Source organism: Pseudomonas putida S13.1.2, assembly GCF_000498395.2.
GTDB lineage: Bacteria > Pseudomonadota > Gammaproteobacteria > Pseudomonadales > Pseudomonadaceae > Aquipseudomonas > Aquipseudomonas putida_Q.
In genome coordinates this window covers 5397973-5415316 of sequence record NZ_CP010979.1, presented here as the reverse complement: position 1 = coordinate 5415316, position 17344 = coordinate 5397973, and the positions used below count along the sequence as shown (strand labels likewise).

General features: G+C 63.1%; 13 protein-coding genes. 1 reads left to right on the top strand and 12 read right to left on the bottom strand.

The window, feature by feature from the left end; translation table 11 throughout:
* Positions 1-80: 80 nt before the first annotated feature.
* The 9 genes from gltB to pilM form a co-directional block, all read right to left on the bottom strand.
* Positions 81-4526: a glutamate synthase large subunit gene (gene gltB, locus N805_RS23940; RefSeq protein ID WP_019472104.1), complete on the bottom strand. Its 4446-nt coding sequence runs from the start codon at positions 4524-4526 to the stop codon at positions 81-83.
* A 19-nt stretch (positions 4527-4545) separates the two neighbouring features.
* Positions 4546-4770: a hypothetical protein gene (locus N805_RS30610; RefSeq protein ID WP_132844974.1), complete on the bottom strand. Its 225-nt coding sequence runs from the start codon at positions 4768-4770 to the stop codon at positions 4546-4548.
* A gap of 130 nt (positions 4771-4900) precedes the next feature.
* On the bottom strand, positions 4901-6505 hold the full coding sequence (locus tag N805_RS23935; protein WP_019472103.1) for an SPOR domain-containing protein: 1605 nt from the start codon (positions 6503-6505) through the stop codon (positions 4901-4903).
* A gap of 15 nt (positions 6506-6520) precedes the next feature.
* Complete coding sequence (gene aroB, locus N805_RS23930; RefSeq protein WP_026034531.1) at positions 6521-7618, bottom strand: 3-dehydroquinate synthase; 1098 nt, start codon at positions 7616-7618, stop codon at positions 6521-6523.
* A gap of 97 nt (positions 7619-7715) precedes the next feature.
* Positions 7716-8234 (bottom strand): shikimate kinase AroK, encoded by a 519-nt coding sequence (aroK, locus tag N805_RS23925; protein WP_026034530.1) that lies wholly within the window; start codon positions 8232-8234, stop codon positions 7716-7718.
* A gap of 4 nt (positions 8235-8238) precedes the next feature.
* Positions 8239-9507: a type IV pilus secretin PilQ gene (locus tag N805_RS23920; RefSeq protein WP_019472100.1), complete on the bottom strand. Its 1269-nt coding sequence runs from the start codon at positions 9505-9507 to the stop codon at positions 8239-8241.
* On the bottom strand, positions 9431-10447 hold the full coding sequence (locus tag N805_RS23915) for a pilus assembly protein PilP (RefSeq protein WP_026034528.1): 1017 nt from the start codon (positions 10445-10447) through the stop codon (positions 9431-9433). The genes N805_RS23920 and N805_RS23915 overlap by 77 nt, the downstream gene beginning before the upstream one ends.
* Complete coding sequence (locus N805_RS23910; RefSeq protein ID WP_019472098.1) at positions 10444-10980, bottom strand: PilN domain-containing protein; 537 nt, start codon at positions 10978-10980, stop codon at positions 10444-10446. The genes N805_RS23915 and N805_RS23910 overlap by 4 nt, the downstream gene beginning before the upstream one ends.
* Positions 10977-11858, bottom strand: coding sequence for a type IV pilus biogenesis protein PilM (pilM, locus tag N805_RS23905; protein ID WP_019472097.1), 882 nt, complete (start codon positions 11856-11858; stop codon positions 10977-10979). The genes N805_RS23910 and pilM overlap by 4 nt, the downstream gene beginning before the upstream one ends.
* Before the next feature lie 193 nt (positions 11859-12051).
* On the opposite strand from pilM, the gene N805_RS23900 reads away from it, so the two are divergent.
* Positions 12052-14502, top strand: coding sequence for a penicillin-binding protein 1A (locus tag N805_RS23900; protein ID WP_371113227.1), 2451 nt, complete (start codon positions 12052-12054; stop codon positions 14500-14502).
* Between the two features lie 224 nt (positions 14503-14726).
* On the opposite strand, the gene N805_RS23895 is transcribed toward N805_RS23900, so the two are convergent.
* From N805_RS23895 to rpmE, 3 genes are all read right to left on the bottom strand, one after another.
* On the bottom strand, positions 14727-15995 hold the full coding sequence (locus N805_RS23895) for a malic enzyme-like NAD(P)-binding protein (protein ID WP_026034527.1): 1269 nt from the start codon (positions 15993-15995) through the stop codon (positions 14727-14729).
* 178 nt (positions 15996-16173) lie between these two features.
* Positions 16174-16995 carry a thermonuclease family protein gene (locus N805_RS23890; RefSeq protein ID WP_019472094.1) on the bottom strand — a complete coding sequence of 274 codons (822 nt, stop codon included), beginning with the start codon at positions 16993-16995 and terminating at the stop codon, positions 16174-16176.
* Positions 16996-16997: 2 nt separating this feature from the next.
* A complete protein-coding gene (gene rpmE, locus N805_RS23885) occupies positions 16998-17213 on the bottom strand; it encodes a 50S ribosomal protein L31 (RefSeq protein ID WP_016489630.1) in 216 nt (71 codons plus the stop codon).
* Positions 17214-17344 lie beyond the last annotated feature (131 nt).

Genomic DNA, 17344 nt, shown 5'->3' with positions numbered 1-17344 from the left:
GCCGCAAGACGATCACTTAAGCCGGGCAAACCTCGTACTGCCTTTACGTGCAGCTTGAGGCTTGCCACTTGCAGCTGTTTTTACTGCGGGTTGGCACGTGTGCTGGACAACAGTTGCTTCAGGTTGGCTGCCTTCGGCTTCACCAGCCAGAAGCGCCGCACGTAGTCGTCCAGGTTCTCCGAGAGCTCACGCCCCCACTCACTGCCGGTTTCTTCCACATACTCGCCAAGAACGCGCGCCAGATGGCTGCGGTAAGCCTCCATCGCTTCACCACTGATACGCTGGATTTCCACCAGCTCGTGGTTGAGCTTGTCGACGAAGCTATTGTCCATGTCGAGCACGTAGGCGAAGCCGCCAGTCATGCCAGAACCGAAGTTGTAACCGGTCTTGCCCAGGACGCAGACAAAGCCGCCGGTCATGTACTCACAGCAGTGATCGCCAGTGCCCTCGACAACAGCGTGGGCGCCGGAGTTACGCACAGCGAAGCGCTCGCCCGCAGTACCCGCGGCAAACAGCTTGCCGCCAGTGGCACCGTACAGGCAGGTGTTGCCGACGATGGCGCTGTGCTGGGTTTCGAACGGGCTGCCGGCTGGCGGCACGATGGTGACCTTGCCACCGGTCATGCCCTTGCCCACGTAGTCGTTGGCATCGCCTTGCAGGTGCAGGTTCAGGCCACCGGCGTTCCACACGCCGAAGCTCTGGCCCGCAGTACCCTTGAAGCGGAAGGTGATCGGGTTGGCGGCCATGCCCTGGTTGCCGTACAGCTTGGCGATTTCGCCAGAGATACGGGCGCCGATGGAGCGGTCGCAGTTGCAGATATCGAGGCTGAACTCGCCACCGGCCTGATCGCGAATCGCCGGCAGGGCCATATCCACCATCTTCTCGGCCAGCTCGCCTTTGTCGAACGGCGGGTTCTTGTCGACTTCGCAGAATTGCGGCTTGTCTGCCGGAATGTGCGAGCTGCCCAGCAGCGGCGACAGGTCCAGGTACTGCTGGCGCTCGGTATCGCCTGGCAGCATTTCGAGCAGGTCGGTACGGCCGATCAGCTCGCCCAGGCTGCGCACACCCAGCTTGGCCAGCCACTCACGGGTTTCTTCGGCGACGAAGGTGAAGAAGTTGATCACCATGTCGACGGTGCCGATGTAGTGGTCCTTGCGCAGCTTGTCGTTCTGGGTGGCCACGCCGGTGGCGCAGTTGTTCAGGTGGCAGATGCGCAGGTACTTGCAGCCCAGGGCGATCATTGGCGCGGTACCGAAGCCGAAGCTTTCGGCGCCGAGGATGGCCGCCTTGATCACGTCCAGGCCGGTTTTCAGGCCGCCGTCGGTCTGTACCCGTACCTTGCCGCGCAGGTCGTTGCCGCGCAGGGTCTGGTGGGTTTCGGCCAGGCCCAGCTCCCACGGGGCGCCGGCGTACTTGATCGAGGTCAGCGGCGAAGCACCGGTACCCCCGTCATAACCGGAGATGGTGATCAGGTCGGCATAGGCCTTGGCCACGCCAGCGGCGATGGTGCCCACGCCGGCTTCTGCCACCAGCTTCACGGAGACCAGGGCCTGCGGGTTGACCTGCTTGAGGTCGTAGATCAGCTGGGCCAGGTCTTCGATCGAATAGATGTCGTGGTGCGGCGGCGGCGAGATCAGGGTCACGCCCGGTACCGCATAACGCAGCTTGGCGATCAGGCCGTTGACCTTGCCGCCCGGCAGCTGGCCGCCCTCACCAGGCTTGGCGCCCTGGGCGACCTTGATCTGCAGCACTTCGGCATTGACCAGGTATTCCGGGGTCACACCAAAGCGGCCGGTGGCCACCTGCTTGATCTTCGAGCTCTTGATGGTGCCGTAACGGGACGGGTCTTCACCGCCTTCACCCGAGTTGGAACGCGCGCCCAGGCGGTTCATGGCCTCGGCCAGCGCTTCGTGGGCTTCCGGCGACAGTGCGCCCAGCGAGATACCCGCGGAGTCGAAACGCTTGAGGATGGCCTCCAGCGGCTCGATCTGCTCCAGCGCCAGTGGCTGATCGGCCACTTTCACCTTCAGCAGGTCGCGGATCATCGACACCGGACGCTGGTCGACCAGCGTGGTGTATTCCTTGAACTTGGCATAGTCGCCCTGCTGCACGGCGGCTTGCAGGGTGTTGACCACGTCCGGGTTGTAGGCGTGGTATTCGCCACCGTGGACGAACTTCAGCAGGCCACCTTGCTGGATCGGCTTGCGCGCGCTCCAGGCTTCGGCCGCCAGCAGCTTCTGGTCGCTTTCCAGGTCTACGAAGCGCGCACCCTTGATGCGGCTGGACACGCCCTTGAAGCTCAGGCCGACCACTTCCTCGGCCAGGCCGATGGCTTCGAACAGCTGCGCACCGCGGTACGAGGCGATGGTAGAGATACCCATCTTCGACAGGATCTTCAGCAGGCCCTTGGAGATGCCCTTGCGGTAGTACTTGAACACTTCGTCCAGGTCGCCGAGCACTTCGCCGGTACGAATCAGGTCAGCCAGTACTTCATACGCCAGGTACGGGTACACAGCCGAGGCACCAAAGCCCAGCAGCACGGCGAAGTGATGCGGGTCACGGGCAGTAGCGGTTTCTACCAGGATGTTGCTGTCGCAACGCAGGCCCTGTTCGGTCAGGCGGTGGTGCACCGCGCCAACGGCCAGCGATGCGTGCACCGGCAGCTTGCCCGGGGCGATGTAGCGGTCGCTCAGCACCAGCTGGGTCTTGCCAGCGCGCACGGCTTCTTCAGCCTGGTCGGCGATGTTGCGAATGGCCGCTTCCAGGCCGACGCTCTGCTCATAGTTGAGGTCGATCAGCTGACGGTCGAAACCTTCACGCTCCAGGTTCATCAGCGAACGCCACTTGGCGGGCGAAATGACCGGGGAGCTGAGGATGACCCGCGAAGCGTGCTCCGGGGACTCCTGGAAGATGTTGCGCTCGGCGCCCAGGCAGATCTCCAGCGACATCACAATGGCTTCGCGCAGTGGGTCGATCGGTGGGTTGGTCACCTGGGCAAATTGCTGGCGGAAGAAGTCGAACGGCGAACGCACACGCTGCGACAGCACGGCCATCGGCGTGTCGTCACCCATCGAACCAACGGCTTCCTGGCCCTGCTCACCCAGCGGGCGCAGCACCTGGTCACGCTCTTCGAAGGTGACCTGGAACATCTTCATGTATTGCTTGAGCTGGTCAGCGTCGTAGCTGGCCGCGCCCTGGTCGTCGGTCAGCGTCGCCTGGATACGGGTGGCGTGCTGACGCAGCCAGCGCTTGTACGGGTGGCGCGACTTCAGGCGGTTGTCGATGGCGTCGGTGTCGAGGATCTGGCCGGTTTCAGTGTCCACGGCAAGGATCTGGCCCGGGCCGACACGGCCCTTGGCCAGCACTTCCTCAGGCTGGTAACCCCATACGCCAATTTCCGAGGCGATGGTGATGTAGCCATTGGTGGTGGTGACCCAGCGCGCCGGGCGCAGGCCGTTACGGTCGAGCAGGCACACCGCGTGGCGGCCTTCGGTCATCACGATACCGGCCGGGCCATCCCACGGCTCCATGTGCATGGAGTTGTATTCGTAGAAGGCGCGCAGGTCGGCGTCCATGGTCTCGACGTTCTGCCAGGCTGGCGGTACCAGCATGCGCACGCCGCGGAACAGGTCGATGCCACCGGTAACCATCAGCTCCAGCATGTTGTCCATGCTCGACGAGTCGGAACCGACGCGGTTGACCAGCGGGCCGAGCTCTTCGAGGTCAGGGATCTGGTCATTGGCGAACTTGGTGCGACGGGCCATGGCCCAGTTGCGGTTGCCGGTGATGGTGTTGATCTCGCCGTTGTGGGCGAGGAAGCGGAACGGCTGCGCCAGCGGCCATTTCGGCAGGGTGTTGGTGGAGAAGCGCTGGTGGAACACGCAGATCGCTGTTTGCAGGCGCTCGTCACCCAGGTCTGGATAAAACGCCGCGAGATCGCGCGGCATCATCAGGCCTTTGTAGATGATGGTCTTGTGCGAGAAGCTGCAGATGTAGTGGTCGCTATCGTGGGCGTTGGCCACCGACGAACGGCGACGGGCACTGAACAGCTTGATGGCGAATTCCTGGTCACTCAGGCCTTCACCACCGATGAACACCTGCTCGATCTGCGGCAGGCGCTCCAGGGCCAGGCGGCCGAGTACGCTGGTATCGATCGGTACCTTGCGCCAGCCGACCAGTTTCAGGCCAGCGGCGAGGATCTCGCGGTCCATGTTGGCGCGGGCAGCTTCAGCTTTCACCGGGTCCTGGTTGAAGAACACCATGCCGACGGCGTACTGCTTGGGCAGCTCGACGGCAAAGTGTTCCTGGGCCACGGCTCGCAGGAATTGATCGGGCTTCTGCATGAGCAGACCGCAACCGTCACCGGTCTTGCCGTCGGCGTTGATACCGCCGCGGTGGGTCATGCAAGTCAGCGCCTGCATGGCGGTTTGCAGAAGGTGGTGGCTCGGTTCGCCCGTCATATGGGCGATCAGGCCAAAACCACAGTTGTCCTTGAATTCTTCGGGATGGTACAGACCTGTTTTCATAGACACATTCTCACCAGGTTCACCTCTCAACGGAGGTAAATCTCTTTTTTAACAACCACTTACCATCCACGCCGATCAAACGCCAGCTTTTTTGCGGTGGCCATGGAAAACCATTGTTGCACAGCGACAGCGATGCCCACAAATTTTCATGTCTCACCATTGAAAATTTATGTCGCAATTTTGAATGTTTTTGCGCCATGCGCCGTGATAGCGGCTTGGCATGAGTCTGAAGCGTTTCAGCCATGACTGCAACTAGGGGCTTGTGGCCGGCAGTCTGGGACAGAAAAGCCTGCCGCGTTGAAACGCAGCAGGCTAGTCGAAAGTCAGTAAATCGCTCAGCAACTGGGCGGCGGGGTGATGCCGCCCGGAAGGTATCAGCGGGCCGTGGCCAGCTCTTGTTGGACGCTGCCGACGGTTCGTGGCCAAGGTTTACCAGCCTGGACCTTCGCTGGCAAGTTCTTGATTGCCGCAATCGCTGCATCGCGGTTGGCGAAGCTGCCGTAGGTGACTACGTACAGTGGCTTGCCCTGCAGGTTTTTCTTGAAGTAGCGATAGTCGCCACCCTGGGCTTTCACGAACGCCTGGGCCGAAGCCTCGGAGCTGGTACCCAGGATTTGCACCACGTAATTGCCCGGTTTCTGCCCGGAGTACCAGCCGCTGTTGCCGCTGCCAGTGGCGGCGGGTTTCTCGGCAGGTTTGGCGGCAGGCTTGGCCACGGCGACCTGGGTTGGCGCAGGTGCAGGCTTGGCAGGTGCAACCGGCTTCGCAGGCTGGGTTGCAACAGGCTTTGGCGCAGGCGCAACCGGCTGTACCGGCGCAGTGGCCACAGGCTGTGCAGGCGCAGGCGCCGGGCCAGCCGGCACACCTTGCGGCGGCGCAATGGTGGTCACGGTTGGCGGCGGGTTGCCAGGCTGCAGGGCGGTGTCGCCCGCCGGGCTGCCTTCTTCACCCTCACCCATGCCAGCGGCCTGGGCCAGCGGCTCGCGCATTACAGGCTGGGACTGGCCAACCAGTGGCAGTGGCATCGGCTGGGACGAGCCGGAGAATTCGATGGCAGCCCCAGGCTTGCCTTCGCCAAGCGGCAGCTGAGCCTGGGCGGCCGGCGCTTCGGCGGGGGCCTTGTCGCCTTTCTTGGGCATCAACACCGCAGCCGCAACGGCGACCACGACCACAGCGGACAGCGCGAGCACATGTTTTTTAGGCATCTTGAACCCCATGGATGGTCGCTTGGCCGTCGAACGGCTGGCGATCATGGCTTCGATCAAAGTGTCACGGGCGACCTGGTTGATGTTGCCAGGCCAGCCGTCGGAGTGTTCATGGATATCGACGATCTGTTCACGGCTGAACACCTCGATGCCCCGGCCAGCCCCTTCCAGGCGCTGCTCCAGGTACTCGCGGGTTTCTTCTTCACTGTAGGGGGCAAGCTCGATGATGTGGAAGCGTTCTTCCTCGACATTGAGCTCGTCCAGCCCGGCAATCAGTGAAGGCTCACCGAACAGGAACACGTGCGGGCGCCCTTCCGGTACCCCCGCCGCCAACTCCAGCAACGCTTGGAGTGCCGACTCGTCGAGTTGTTCCGCATCGTCCACCAGCAAATACACTTCCTGCCCGGTCAGTGCCAGCTGCACCACCTTGGACAGGATCGCCTGAACCTCGGGCTGGGCCACGCCCAGATCCTGCGCGACCTGGGCGAGCATGCTGGAGGCATCGCTGGCACTGCGGGCAGATACCACCACGCTCTGCACAGCCTGCTTGTTGGTGCTGGCCACCAGGGCCTGGCGCAGCAGCGACTTGCCGCTGCCCAACGGGCCGCTGACCACCAGCATCAGCTGACTGTAGCGCGCCAGATGGTGCAGCTGGCCAAGCACAGGCTTGCGCTGGGCAGGGAAGAACTTGAAGCCGGGCACACGGGGCGCGAACGGATCGTGGCTCAACTGATAATGGTCGAGAAAGGCCTCATCGGCATGCAAACTGGTCATTGCGCTGTCACAACCTCAAAGCTGGGCCACGATCGCGCGGTAATCCGCCGACAGCGTGGCCTGTAGAATCTCTTTCGGATAGTCGTCGGTCACAACGGCCTCGCCCATCTGGCGCAACAGCACCAGACGCAGGCGACCGTCGATCACTTTCTTGTCGACCGCCATGTGCTCCATGAAATGCGCCGGGGTCATTTCCTGTGGTGGCACCACCGGCAAACCTGCGTCCTGCAACAGGCGGATTCCGCGATCACGCTCGGCCTGGTCGATCCAGCCAAGGCGCATGGACATTTCCAGGGCCATCACCGTGCCCGCCGACACGGCTTCGCCGTGCAGCCACACGCCGTAGCCCATGTGGGTCTCGATGGCATGCCCAAAGGTATGCCCCAGGTTCAGCGTGGCCCGTACGCCGGACTCGCGCTCGTCGGCACCCACCACTGCGGCCTTGGCCGCGCACGAGCGGCGGATGGCCTCGGTCAGGGCTGCCGAGTCGAGGGCGCGCAGGGCTTGCATATTGTCTTCAAGCCAGCCCAGGAACGGCTTGTCGCAGATCAGGCCGTACTTGATCACTTCGGCCAGGCCCGCCGACAGCTCGCGCGCTGGCAGGGTCTTGAGGCTGGTGGTGTCGATCAGCACCGCATTGGGCTGATAGAAGGCACCCACCATGTTCTTGCCCAGCGGGTGGTTGATACCGGTCTTGCCGCCCACCGACGAGTCGACCTGGGAAAGCAGGGTGGTCGGCACCTGGATGAAGTCGACACCGCGCTGGTAGCAGGCGGCAGCGAAGCCGGCCATGTCACCGATCACGCCGCCGCCCAGGGCAACCACGGTAGTGCGACGATCATGGCGGGCTGTGAGCAGCCCATCGAAGATCAGCTGCAGGGTTTCCCAGTTCTTGTGGGCTTCGCCATCGGGCAATACCACCGGCAGCACCGAGTAGGCACCCAGGGTCTTGCTCAGGCGTTCGAGATACAGGGGCGCGACGGTCTCGTTGGAAACGATGGCGACCTGCCGGCCGGCAATGTGCGGCGCCAGCAGCTCGGGCTGGTCCAGCAGGCCTTCGCCAATGTAGATCGGGTAGCTGCGCTCGCCCAGGTCGACCTTAAGTGTCTGCATGTATCCCCACAATGTACTTGAGCGCGGCGCCGTTCGGGCAACCTGCGCGCTAACGTTGAACCTCGCCTCGGCGCTGGTGGCCGAGAATAGTCCCGGGCTAACGGGGCGGCAACTGCTGCAAGCGGTCGAGAATATCGATCACCACCATGCGTGGCGGCCGCTCGTCGGTTTCCACTACCACATCGGCGATCTCGCGGTAGAGCGGGTCGCGGGCTTCCAGCAAGGCGCGCAGGGTCGCCTCGGGGTTGGCGGTGCGCAGCAGCGGGCGATTGCGATCACGCGCGGTCCGGCCAACCTGCTGCTCCACCGAAGCATGCAGGTAGATAACCCGCCCACCCCGGCGCAATGCCTGGCGGTTGGCTTCGCGCATCACCGCGCCACCGCCGGTCGCCAGGACAACGCCGTCGAGTGCGCACAGTTCGGCGATCATCGCCTGCTCGCGCTCACGGAAACCCGGCTCGCCTTCCTTGTCGAAAATCCACGGGATGTTGGCGCCGCATCGCAGTTCGATTTCCTTGTCGGAATCCTTGAACAGCAGGCGCAGCTCTTTGGCCAATAGGCGTCCTATGGTGCTTTTACCAGCGCCCATGGGCCCCACAAGTATCAAATTTCGCACAGAATCAACGACTCACAGCAATCGCCTGGTCACTCATGATACGCGGAGTCAGGAAGACCAGCAGCTCGGATTTTTTCTCTTGTAATGCATCGCGTCGAAACAGCCGCCCAACATACGGCAGATCGCCCAAAAATGGCACCTTGTCGACCACATTGTTTTGCGAAGTCGAGTACACGCCACCGATCACGATCGTTTCACCGTCCGCCACACGAACCTTGGCGTTGACCTCGTTCTTGCGGATCGGCGGTACGTTGTTCAAGGCATTGACGTAATCCGGCTCATCCTTGGTCACCCTGACCGCCATGATCACCTTGTTGTCCGGGGTAATTTGCGGGGTCACCTCCAGCGACAGCGAGGCTTCGCGAAAGGCGACCGAGGTGGCGCCGCTCTTACTGGTTTCCTGGTAAGGCACCTCGGTGCCTTTGAGGATCCTGGCCGTTTCCTTGTCGGCCGTGACCACCTTGGGCTGCGAGATGATTTCGCCGTTGCCGCTTTTTTCCATGGCACTGAGCTCCAGGTCGAGCAGCACGTCGCCGCGCAGAAGGCCCAGGCCGACGCTGCTGCCCGCCCGCTCTACGCCCAGGTCGATGAACAGTTCCTTGCCCGGCCGCAGGTTTTCACCGTACAGCGGCCCGCCCCAGCGCACCCCCAGGCTTTTTTCGTAATCGACGTTGGCCTCGACGATACGCGCCTCGATCGCCACCTGGCGCACCGGCACATCCAGCTGCGCAACCAGTTGCCGCAATTCAGCCAGGCGCTCGGCGGGCTGGTGCGCCACCAAGGTGTTGGTGCGCTCATCGACACCCAGGCTGCCACGAACGGCGAGGGTACTGTCATCCGCCAGACTGGTCATCAACAGCTCAACCAGATCGGCAGCGTTGGCATGGTGGATCGGTATCAATTCACGGCGTAACGGCTGCAACTGCACCTCCGGCAACAGGCCCAGATGAGCATCGAACGACTGCGCGGCAAACGCTGCCGCAGGCGCCACCAGCAGCACATTGCCCTCCTGCTGCCGAGCAAGGCCCTTGCTGCGCAGCACCAGGTCAAGGGCCTGGTCCCAGGGCACGTCCTGCAACCGCAAGGTCACGTTGCCCTGCACGTCATCGCTGGCAACCAGGTTGACGCCCGCATAGTCGGCCAGCACCTGCAGCACCGAGCGCACTTCTACATCCTGGAAGTTCAATGACAGGGGCTCACCCTGATAAGGGGCCGCCGACGCCAGCGGGATCGGCAGCAGGGCTGCCAACACCCATTTCATCACGTTCTTCATACGGGTTCCGGGCCTCCTTGCCCAGGCGCTTTGCAAGGGTGATGAACGCCGTGCGCTCGTGCCATACCCCCGCCATGAATAGCCGTTCACGCACTTCGACCTGGTCTTGATCAATCCGCGCCACCACACCGTGGTTACGCCCCAACCGCTCACCTGCCCGCACGCGGTAGAGCCTGCCAGCCGCCATCACCAGCGCCTCATGCGCCGCCCCTCGCGACAGGCTGCCGACCATTTCCAGTTGTGCCAGCGGCACGCTGGCCAGCCCGGAGCCAGCCATTCGTGTCGCCCTTGGCGCAAAGGGGTCGACCACAGGGACTGGCGTGGCGGCCTTGGCCGGCATATGCGCGAGCGCATCGGGTGCCGGTACGGGCGCGGGGGTCTGAAAGGCATCGGCCCGCAGTTGCAGACGCAAAAGCCCGGGCTGCCCCTCGACTGCGGCCAGTGTCATGTCACCGCTGCGCATCAGGCGTGCCTGGCCCAGCCAGTCGCCCAGCCACTGACGCAAGTCCACGTAACGCCCCACCATTCGCACCTGCAAAGGTACTTTTTGATAGCCTGCCTGCTGCTCGGCTTCCTGCACGTCGAACCGCTCGACCAGTAAGCCATGCGCATGCCCCGAAGCCGCCAGGCGGTCAAGCAGGTCACTCATGCCCTCCCCGGCGGCCAAGTGCCAGTGAGCCTCCAGCAACCGCCGCTCGGCAACAGCCAAAGACGCCTGCAATAACTCCAGCTCGACCAGCTGTGCGGTAGTGACTGCTTGCTGCTCGTTCAATGTGGCCTGCCTGGCCGCTTCGTGCGCCTGCTGCTGCAACGCCGCTGGCAGGCGAAACGCGCAACCCAGGCCGAACACCAGCCCGGCGACCAGCACTGGGGCGATAAGCCTGATGCTTCTGGAGCGCTCGGCTATCGCGCGCCAGGCAAGGACCGGCGCTGCATTCACGACCAGAACGCCGAAACGCGCGCAACCAGCAGAAACTCATCGCCACCCGGCAGGCTCCTGACCCGCTTGAGCGCCAGATCCACCAAAACACCCGACCGCTCCAGATCGCGCATGAACTGCGCAACCACGGCGCCAGACGTAGCCAGCCCGGTCATTTGCAAGTGGCCGTTTTCCAGGCTGAGGTCGAGCAGCTGGACGCCAAACGGCAGCGCGCATTCGAGGCCAGCGAACACATCGCCCAGAACACCCTGCTGGGCGCGCAAGCCCTCCAGCGCAGCCGAACGGGCGATAAGTGCATCATGCTGGGCACGCACATCAGCCAGCGGCTGCAGTTGCTCGGCCAGCACCTCAAGGGCGGCCTGTTGCTGGGCATTGGCCAGCGCCTGCTGCTGCCCGCGCTGTCGGGCCAACTGGTCGACCAGCGTCACGGCGCACAGCGCTAGCAGTGCGCCGGCAATCAGCTGGGTGCGAAAGCGCCGCAGCGCCGCCTCGCGCTGCCGTTCACGCCAGGGCAGCAGGTTAAGCCGCATCATGGGCGCAACCCTCCAAGTGCCAGCGCGCACGCCAGGAGCATCGTGCCATCCACGTGTTCCAGCCCCTCCAGGCCAGGTAAATGCCGGCACGGCGTATTCAGCTGGCGGCCAAGGTCTTGCAACCAGCCCGGCTCTACCGGTGAACCACTGGTAATCCACAGGCCTGCAGGCAAATGCTCATCCGCAAGCAGCGCTTGCAGGCGCTCCGAGAGCTGGCCCGTGGCCTTCAGCCCCTGCGTTTGCAGTTCACGACGCTGGTAGGGCCGGCCGGGCTGCCAGTCATAAAGCACTGCGCTGCGCGCTTCGACACGCAGCAGTGCCGAACCCTCAAGGCAGCCCTCGGGCAACATGCGGCACAAGGCAATGTTGTCGACCTCGATGGCCTCCAGTTGCAACCCGGCCTGCTCGACGATGGCATCAAGTGACGCCAACGCACTTTGCCGACACGCGGCCACCAGCACCTCGGCGCACCCCGGTTGCGTGCGGGATACCCCCAAGACCTGAAAATCCAGGGCCAGGTCCTCCAATGGGAACGGAAACAGCCGCTCGGCATCGGCCAGCAATTGCGTCTCCAGTTCAACCCCGACCTGCTCCACCGGCAAATGACACCGCTTGCAGATCACCTGGCTGGCCGGTAACGCCAACGCTACCCGACGCTGCCTGAGGCCGCTGCGCAGGTAGGCACGGCGCAGGGCTGCCACCACGGTAGCGGGCTCCGCGACCCAATCCTTGCCTGCCAGTAATTCGAACGGCTCTTGTGCCGATGCAAGCACCCGGCAGCGCTGATTGCGCCGCTGAAGCTGCACAACACGAACAGCGTCAGGGGCAATTTCCACCCCCACGAGTGAACTGGCATCCTTGCCAAAGCGTCCTAACATGCGGCTTCCTTGCTGCCTGCTGCAGCGGTCGGTCGCCACCCCGCGTCAACACTAGGCCCGGCCTGCCCATCGAGGCGACGGGCAGCCTGGCCGGTAACCCGGAGAGGCGAAAAAATGCTTATAATGCCCAGCGCTTTCTGGTCCGCCGGGCCTGCGTGCAACCCACTCTCAACCTGGACACCGAAAAGCCTTGATACGTCTGCTGAAGTTCTTCTGGTGGTCTTCCGTCGCAGTCATTTGCGCGCTCGTACTCGGTGTGAGCGGTGCGTTTCTGTATCTTAGCCCCAGCCTGCCCTCGGTCGAGTCCCTCAGAAGCATCCAGTTGCAGATCCCCCTCAGGGTGTACAGCAGCGACGGCAAACTGATTGCCGAATTCGGCGAAATGCGCCGCTCGCCGATCCGTTTCGCGGAAATTCCGCCACAGTTCATTCAGGCGCTTCTGTCAGCCGAGGACGACAATTTCCTCAATCACTACGGTGTCGACCCCAGCAGCCTGATGCGCGCAGCGACCCAGTTGGTGAAAACCGGGCATATCCAGACCGGCGGCAGCACCATCACCATGCAGGTAGCGAAGAACTTCTTCCTCACCAGCGAACGCAGTTTCTCCCGCAAGACCAACGAGATCCTGCTGGCCCTGCAGATCGAACGTGAGCTGACCAAGGACGAAATCCTCGAGCTGTACGTGAACAAGATCTACCTGGGCAACCGCGCCTACGGCATCGATGCCGCCGCGCAGGTGTACTACGGCAAATCGATCCGCGATGTGAGCCTGGCGCAGATGGCGATGATCGCCGGCCTGCCCAAGGCACCGTCACGCTTCAACCCGCTGGCCAACCCGGTGCGCGCCAAAGAGCGCCGCGACTGGATCCTGGGCCGCATGTACAAGCTGGGCAAGATCGACCAGGCCAGCTACCAGGCTGCCCTGGCCGAGCCGCTCAATGCCAGTTACCACGTGCCGACGCCTGAGGTGAATGCGCCTTACATCGCCGAAATGGCCCGTGCCGAAATGGTCGGCCGCTACGGCAGCGAGGCCTATACCGAAGGCTTCCGCGTCACCACCACGGTGCCCAGCGACATGCAGGAAATGGCCAACACAGCCATCCTCAAAGGCCTGTCCGATTACGACGAACGCCACGGCTACCGTGGCCCGGAAGCACGCTTCCCGGGCCGCACCCAGGCAGCCTGGCTGCAGGAACTGGGCAAGCAGCGCACCCTGGGTGGCCTGGAGCCAGCCATCGTCACCCATGTCGACAAAGCCGGCCTACAGGTACTGACCCGGGACGGCCAGCAAGCCGAAGTTGCCTGGGACACCATGAAGTGGGCGCGCCCGTTCATCAACAGTAACGCCCAGGGCCGCGCTCCACAGTCGCCGGCCGACGTGGCACAGGTCGGTGACCTGGTGCGCCTGCAGCGCCTGGAAGACGGCAAGTTCAAGTTCAGCCAGGTGCCCGGCGCGCAAAGTGCCCTGGTCACCCTCGACCCTTACAACGGCGCCATTCGTGCGCTGGTTGGCGGCTTCTCGTTCGAGCAAAGCAACTACAACCGCGCCATGCAGGCCAAGCGTCAGCCGGGCTCCAGCTTCAAGCCGTTCATCTACAGCGCTGCACTGGACAGCGGCTACACCGCCTCCACCCTGGTCAACGATGCGCCGATCGTGTTCGTCGACGAGTCCGTGGACAAAGTGTGGCGGCCGAAGAACGACACCAATACCTTCCTCGGCCCGATCCGCATGCGCGAAGCGCTGTACAAGTCGCGCAACCTGGTGTCGATCCGCTTGCTGCAGGCCATGGGTGTAGACCGCACCATCGACTACATCGCCAAGTTCGGCTTCAACAAGCAGGACCTGCCGCGCAACCTGTCGCTGGCCCTGGGCACCGCCACCCTGACCCCGATGGAAATCGCCACAGGCTGGAGCACCTTTGCCAACGGCGGCTACAAGGTCACCCCGTACCTGATCGACCGCATCGAAAGCCGCAGCGGCGAAACACTGTTCACCGCCAACCCGGCCCGCGTACCCCAGGGCACCGAGGACCAGGCTGGCCTGGCGGCACCCGAACAGCCGATCAGCACTGCGGCCATGCCAGGTGAGGCGCCATCCGCCTTCAACCAGGTGGCCGCTGCTCCGCAAACGCCGGCTGTGGCTGAACAGATCATCGACGGGCGCACCACCTACATCCTCACCAGCATGCTGCAGGACGTGATCAAGCGCGGTACCGGCCGCCGGGCGCTGGCCCTGGGCCGCACCGACCTGGCGGGCAAGACCGGTACCACCAACGAGTCCAAGGACGCCTGGTTCTCCGGCTACAACGCCGATTACGTGACCACGGTATGGGTTGGTTTCGACCAGCCGGAAACCCTCGGCCGCCGCGAGTACGGCGGCACGGCGGCGCTGCCGATCTGGATGAGCTTCATGGGCGCGGCGCTCAAGGACAAGCCGGCGCATGCGCCAGCAGAACCGGAAGGCATCCTCAGCCTGCGCGTCGACCCGATCAGCGGCCGCGCTGCCTCCCCGAGCACGCCCAATGCCTTCTTCGAGCTGTTCAAGGCCGAAGATTCGCCACCCTCGGTGGATGAACTGGGTAATGGCGCAGCACCGGGCAGCCCGCTGCCGGCCGATGAAGCAGCGCCGATGGACCTGTTCTGATACCCGCCCGACCAACGCGGTCCCTGTAGGAGCGGCCTTGCGTCGCGAAAGGGCCGCGCACAGCGGCCCCTGCAATTTCTGCTTGATGCATAGATCTGGGGGCGCTTCGCCCCCCTTTCGCGACACAAGGCCGCTCCTACAGGGACCACGTTAATCGGGACAACGGCCAACAAAAAGCCCCGGCTCATGCGAGCCGGGGCTTTTTTGTGTCGCTACAGCGGCAATCAGCCGTTGAACACGTCATCCACGCTGGTCAGCGGGTAGTGCTTCGGATACGGCAGGGTAGCCACGCCGGATTCGATAGCGGCCTTGGCCACTGCGTCGGAAACGACGGTGATCAGGCGTGCGTCCAGCGGCTTCGGAATGATGTACTCACGACCGAACTCCAGGCCTTCGACACCGTAGGCTTCGCACACTTCTTTCGGCACTGGCAGCTTGGCCAGGTCCTTCAGGGCGATGGCGGCGGCGATCTTCATTTCTTCGTTGATACGCTTGGCACGAACGTCCAGGGCACCACGGAAGATGAACGGGAAGCCCAGTACGTTGTTGACCTGGTTCGGGTAGTCGGAACGACCGGTGGCCATGATCACATCGTTGCGAGTGGCGTGCGCCAGCTCAGGCGAGATTTCCGGATCCGGGTTCGAGCAGGCGAACACGATCGGGTTGGCAGCCATCGACTTCAGGCCTTCAGGGCTCAGCAGGTTCGGGCCGGACAGGCCTACGAACACGTCAGCACCGTTGAGTGCGTCAGCCAGGGTGCGCTTGTCGGTAGCGTGGGCGAACTGGGCCTTGTACTGGTTCAGGTCGTCACGGCCAGCGTGGATGACACCGCTGCGGTCGATCATGTAGATGTTTTCGACCTTGCCACCCATGCTCACCAGCAGCTTCATGCAGGAGATGGCGGCAGCACCGGCACCCAGGCAGACGATCTTGGCGTCTTCGAGCTTCTTGCCGGCGATTTCCAGGGCGTTGATCATGCCGGCCGCGGTAACGATGGCGGTACCGTGCTGGTCATCGTGGAACACCGGGATGTCGCACTGTTCGATCAGGGTGCGCTCGATTTCGAAGCACTCAGGTGCCTTGATGTCTTCGAGGTTGATGCCACCGAAGGTGATCGAGATACGGCGAACGGTGTCGATGAACGCTTGCGGGCTTTCTGATTCGACTTCGATGTCGAACACGTCAATACCAGCGAAACGCTTGAACAGAACACCCTTGCCCTCCATGACCGGCTTGGAAGCCAGTGGGCCGAGGTCACCCAGACCGAGGATGGCGGTGCCATCGGAAATCACCGCAACCAGGTTGCCTTTGCCGGTGTATTTGTAAGCCAGCTCTGGATCACGGCCGATTTCACGCACGGGCTCAGCAACACCTGGGCTGTAGGCCAGGGCGAGGTCACGGGCGGTGGCAGTGGGCTTGGAGAGTTCGACGCTCAGTTTCCCCGGACGAGGTTGAGCGTGGTATTCGAGAGCGGCGGTTTTCAGGTCTGACATGGTGGGCATTCCGCTATTTACTGTTCTGACGGACCGCCGAGGATACGCAAAGAGCCGGGGAGTCACAAGACTGGTCGGTCACTTGTGTCAAGGCCTTTAGCCTACGACTTTACGCTATAACCCACGGGGGCATACGGCTCACAGTGTGTACAATCCAATAGCGAAATGTCTACATCTTTTAGCCTGAAAAACGCTCCAACATGCTCGGATCGGTCAATGGCAACACCCAGCGTCGCTGCCCAGGCTTAAGCCCGCCCTTGCGGGAACGGTCCAGCACCCAGCCACGTGCTTCGACCTGGCGTCCCTTGAGGTTATCGAAGAAGCTGGCGGGGAAGTTGCGTTGCAGACGAGCGGGAACCTGCAGGACCACCGTGTCGTCCAGGGTCAGCCAGACCCCGCCACGGTTGCGCTCGATACCCGTGATGCGGCCACCGATCACAGCGAAACCCGACTGCCTGACAGCACCTGCCGGCACCACGGGCGAGCGCCGCCACACACCAACGCCGCCCTTGCGCGCCGCTTGCTCGGCAACCTGCTGGCAGCCGCTGAGGCTTACATTGGGGGCGACTGCCACGCGGTAGCCCAGCCCCTCGCTGAGCAACCGAGCTTCCAGATTGTCTCCACTGCGGCCGTAAATATGCGCCAGTGTGCGGCCGTACTTGTCCTTTTCCTCAACGCCCGGCACCAGCCCGACACGCCCGTCACTGGCGTTTACCAATGCTTGAAGGCGTCGCCTGGCGGCCTCGGCATAGGGTTCGCTGGTACGCCCCTTGCGGCCGATTTCCGGGGCATTGATACCGATCAGGCGCACGCTGCGGCCATCGACCAGGCGCAAGGTGTCGCCATCAACCACTTGGCGCACCAGCACTTGCTGGGGCTGCTGCGGCAGCGGGCAGAACGCCAGGGCAGGGAAATGCCAGATGACGCCCATGAAAAAAGCGCCCACAAGGGGCGCTTTTTTGAGCAGCAATGCGAAACCCGAGGGGTTCGCCATGCGCATGATTACTTCTTGGCACCGAACATGCCGAAGCGATCGGCGAACTTCTGTACGCGACCACCGGTGTCCAGGACTTTCTGCTTACCGGTGTAGAACGGGTGGCACAGGTTGCAAACGTCGATCGACAGGGTGTTGCCCAGGGTCGAACGGCTTTCGAACTTGTTGCCGCAGCTGCAGGTGACTGCAACTACTTCATAGTTCGGGTGGATACCTTCTTTCATGGTCGCTTCCTCGAGCTGCGTGCCGCCATCCAACACCAATTGTTGAATACCGCACGTAATTAGGCGGCAAATAATACCAGAGCGCTGCGTCAGTGCAAGTTGTCGCTTGCACCGACCGTCGTCTGCTAGGC